A 3,887-nucleotide genomic window follows, 5' to 3' on the forward strand; every position below is an offset into this window, starting at 1 on the left:
AACCCAGATCTCAAAGGTCTCGGCCCAGAAGCCCGCGCCGTACCGCCTAAGCGGTCGGCGTCGGGAGTACGTCACGTAAACTTTCGGTCTCAGCCCAGGGGCCTGTGGGCTTTGGGACACACCCAATTATCGGGCAGGAGGTAGGGCCACCCTTCTTGCACTGCTTCCAAACAGACGCAATGCAGGGTCAGTTGGCAGTCAAGCAGTTCGAATTGTCTGGCTTCGGCTTGGGCGCTGCACAGTTCGGCGATCGCTTCGTTTTTGAATTCTATGGTCTGGTGGCATTGCACGCATACCAGATGATGGTGGTGTTCTGAGGGTTTGTTCAGTTCGTAGTGTTTGTGGCCTTCGGCAAATTCTAGTTCCCGCAAAATCCCTAGCTGCGCCATTAATTTTACGGTTCGATAAATGGTGGATAGGCTGACTTTCTCTCCTTCGCGATCGAGCCAGTAGCGCAGTTCTTCGGCACTCAGATGCTTGCCCTGGGGCAGGGTTTGAAAAACGCGCAATATCTTCTCTCTCTGGGGCGTCAGGCGAAATCCCCTCTGTTGAAGTTCGTTTTTGAGTGCTGCGGCGGTGTAAAAGGCCATGATAGTTCGCTTGCATCGGCTGGATGGTTATGGATGATGTTGCGGTGGGGGTGGGGTTTGAGCCATCATCCGGCTGGGCCTGGGGCTGCTTTCTTCCCCTCGCTCGCCCACATTGGGCATCAACTCCGAATCAGTCATGCTCAAACCCGCTTGGGTGGGCAATTGAAAGCTATCTCCTCTAGGACGGGTCTCGGCCTTATTGAAATAAATATTCAATAAGCCAATGGTTAACAGTAATACAGAATTCGGGACTTATTGCAAGTCTTTTTTGATGAATTTTTGTGACATCTTCTTCAGAATTGCCTCAATCTCTCTATTTTTCTCGCCCTTGTCTCTCGGAATTGAGGAGATTTTTGTCCGATAAAGGGCGAATTTAATGAAAAAAACTATCAATTTATCCAGTAGCGGCGAACCCCCCGCAACTCTTGCGCCGACGCAGGGGAATTTTTAGGCCAGGGTTTGACCACAATTCGGAGGGATGCGCGATCGCTTTCCCCCGCGCCCGTTTCGCCTCAACCCCCGCCATTTCCCACTCTCCCCCGCCCATTTTTTAAGGCAGAGCAGTATTTGTCTGCTCTACCTCTGGGATTGCGTTCTATGCACAAAGGTGACTCAGGCACGAGGGCTGCAACTCGCTCACGGGTTGGGTGAGCCACGGGTTGCCCCCCGGTTATTGTCTTGCTGAATTGGACAAGATGCGGTTGTCCTAATTTATGGAGGTTGACTTGCTTTAAATTTCACAGCTTGTAGCAACCGCCACAGCTTAGACCGAAACCACTAAGCTATCGTTGGCTAAGAAATGCGCCAGATGATAGGCCCGCTCTTCGGTTTCTAGAAGAATTTTTTCGTACAAATAGCGGGTCGCGCGATCGCCTAGGCTTTCCGCTTGGCTTGCCTGTCGCCGCAATAACTGAATCATCGCCTGTTCGGCACTCAAGTCGTTTTCTACCATCTGGCGAGCATAATACAACCCATCGGGTTCGAGAGTGAACTCGCACAGTTGCGCTAACTGGCTGAAACTGGCGGCGGGAATCCCCCCTAATCCGTTGAGGCGCTCTCCTATTTCGTGAATGTGCTCATGCACTTGTTCGTAACTGTCTTGGAAAAACTGGTGTAAGGAGTAAAATTCGGCTCCTTCTACCACAAAATGATGCTTTTGGTACTGCAGGTACAATCCCTGAAAGCTTGCCAACAAGACGTTTAATCCCTCGCACACCGGCACGGTTACGGCGCGATCGAGCAACAGGGGATTGTCTGCTACTTCTCCAAAGGGGCGCAAGGCACTCTGAATTTTAGCCATTGTTTTGGTTCTCCTCTCATTTGCAACAACTGTTGCTTAATGAGAGGAGCCTAGCATCTCGCCTTTCTGGCGTTAAGTACCTGGGATACAAACTGGCAAAAGTTTTCCGCCGGGAAAGGGAATCGTTAACTATTGTGAATTATTTATCTGTTACTTTGGTTGTTTCTCGCTGTAATTCATCTGTTGCTGATAGTTTACTGAGGATATGTTATAATGAAAATAGATTTTGACAGGGTTGAGAGGTTACAAGTACGCTAGCCGTGGCGCTGGCGGCTGGATTGAGGCGCGATCGCCGCCATAGTCATTTTTCTAGCCGAGGCTTATTGTAAAGTTTTATGAATTTCCGGCTGAAAACAGATGAGAATCTTTGTCATTTGCGGTAGGGTTGATGAAGACCGAACAACGGCTTGCCTCGGCAAATTGTTAAAAAAAAATTAACGACAGGGGGAGGCCGCTATCTAGTTACTGAAAATTTTTTGCAGTTTAGAGGGCGATCGCATGGAGTCATCCGAGCAAAAATCACACACCGGACAGATGCTAGAAGTTCACGGCAGCAATAAGTGGCAGATGTATCGCCGCTTACAGGAATTGGGGATTTCCTGTTGGTGCGAAGCGAATCAACCCTTGCGAGTTCCCTTAAATGCGGGGACGGCGGTACAGTTTTGGAGCGTTTCGCAGCAGTTGCAGATGTCGCGCCCAAGGTTAGTCCAGTGGTTGGAACGCTGCTGGCAGGATTAGTCAGCGATCGCTGGTTTATCGCCCCTGCAAGTTTGGGATTGGGGTGTATCCCGACAGCAGATAAGGGCGGGTCATCGAACGATTAGGACAGTCATCACAAGGAACAGGAAACAATGGGTAAGTCTAAAAAACAAACGTCAGAACTCGAGTTGGAAGGACGCTTCCTCGGCTTTGTCAGCAAAAAGAAAGGCAAGGCGGGCAAGCAATTCGGTCTTTCCACAGATCGCGGAGAACGCTGTATCACGCTCGATTGCTCGAAAAAGGAACGCGCCGTATGGCAAGCGCGCTTGACCCCCGGCGACTGGGTGCAGGTTGAGGGTGAGAAAAAATTCAACCCGAAAAGCGGTAAGGTGAAATTAAAGGCCGATCGCATTGTGCTGCCCGTCGGAACTGCATCGTCAGCGCCCCAGGAAACTGAAGAATGCGCGATCGCGCCCCACTGTCCGATTGCCGACAATTGCTCTCACTCTCAGACTAACGGCAACGCAGAGAAAACCCCCCGCAAAAAGAAAGCCTCGATTTTGGTTTGTCAAAAGTCCGCTTGTCGCAAGCGCGGCGGGAGTGCAATCTGCGACGCCCTGCAAGACCATTTGCGCCATCATGGGTTAGACGATGCGGTGACGATTAAAGGCACCGGCTGCATGAAACGCTGCAAAGCCGGACCGAATGTGATTGTCATGCCAGATAAAACCCGCTATAGCAAAATAGACCCCCAGGAAATTCCTCACTTGATTGCCAACCACTTTTAATGGTTCGGCAAGCACTTCGGTGAGAGAATTGAGAATTGAGAATTGCAAATTTTGTTAATTCTCAATTCTCATATTTTTGGGCGCTAGAGTAGTGTGAGAAAATTGAAAGGCGGGAGATTGAAATCGCGCCTTAGCAGGTTAAGTCCGCCTACGCGGACTAAGATTACGGCTGGTGGATTGGGGTGAAAAAGGGTTTTGGATTAAACGACATATATTATACCATAAAAATCCGCAATTGTCAAGCTTTTAGAAGAAAATAATATTGCAGATTGATAAGCACTTAGGCAAAATAATTTGCACGTTTTAACTCGTTCCCCCAGGGGGGAAGGTTTCTCCAGAGCTACCGCCTCCCCCCCAATAAATGCGACTGCGAAGGTTTGCACCCTTGCTTAACTGTATCCCATCTGGGGGGGGTAAGTGCGTTTCGCACTTACCCTACGGGATTACCCGACAGTGAAGAAGTCCTCCACGCCGAGGGTATTGGCATCGATGCCAGTGAGAACGGCGAGC

4 protein-coding genes are annotated in these 3,887 nt (G+C 50.0%); 2 read left to right on the top strand and 2 right to left on the bottom strand.

Features of this window, described 5'->3' with window-relative positions:
* Positions 1–89: 89 nt before the first annotated feature.
* A complete protein-coding gene (locus LKK83_RS28245; protein WP_324634795.1) occupies positions 90–590 on the bottom strand; it encodes a transcriptional repressor in 501 nt (166 codons plus the stop codon).
* A gap of 763 nt (positions 591–1,353) precedes the next feature.
* Positions 1,354–1,890, bottom strand: coding sequence for a Dps family protein (locus LKK83_RS28250; RefSeq protein WP_324634796.1), 537 nt, complete (start codon positions 1,888–1,890; stop codon positions 1,354–1,356).
* A 498-nt stretch (positions 1,891–2,388) separates the two neighbouring features.
* Here LKK83_RS28250 and LKK83_RS28255 point away from each other — a divergent pair, with 498 nt between their 5' ends.
* Positions 2,389–2,628, top strand: coding sequence for an Asr1405/Asl0597 family protein (locus LKK83_RS28255; protein WP_324634797.1), 240 nt, complete (start codon positions 2,389–2,391; stop codon positions 2,626–2,628).
* A 113-nt stretch (positions 2,629–2,741) separates the two neighbouring features.
* Positions 2,742–3,377, top strand: coding sequence for a (2Fe-2S) ferredoxin domain-containing protein (locus LKK83_RS28260; protein WP_324634798.1), 636 nt, complete (start codon positions 2,742–2,744; stop codon positions 3,375–3,377).
* Positions 3,378–3,887 lie beyond the last annotated feature (510 nt).

Source organism: Phormidium sp. CCY1219, from assembly GCF_035615515.1.
Taxonomy (GTDB): Bacteria; Cyanobacteriota; Cyanobacteriia; order Cyanobacteriales; family Laspinemataceae; genus CCY1219.

Bases quoted from the DNA above. Each gene is read 5' to 3' on its own strand.
- LKK83_RS28255 (WP_324634797.1), top strand. From the start codon at position 2,389: ATGGAGTCATCCGAGCAAAAATCACACACCGGACAGATGCTAGAAGTT.
- LKK83_RS28250 (WP_324634796.1), bottom strand. From the start codon at position 1,890: ATGGCTAAAATTCAGAGTGCCTTGCGCCCCTTTGGAGAAGTAGCAGAC.
- LKK83_RS28245 (WP_324634795.1), bottom strand. From the start codon at position 590: ATGGCCTTTTACACCGCCGCAGCACTCAAAAACGAACTTCAACAGAGG.
- LKK83_RS28260 (WP_324634798.1), top strand. From the start codon at position 2,742: ATGGGTAAGTCTAAAAAACAAACGTCAGAACTCGAGTTGGAAGGACGC.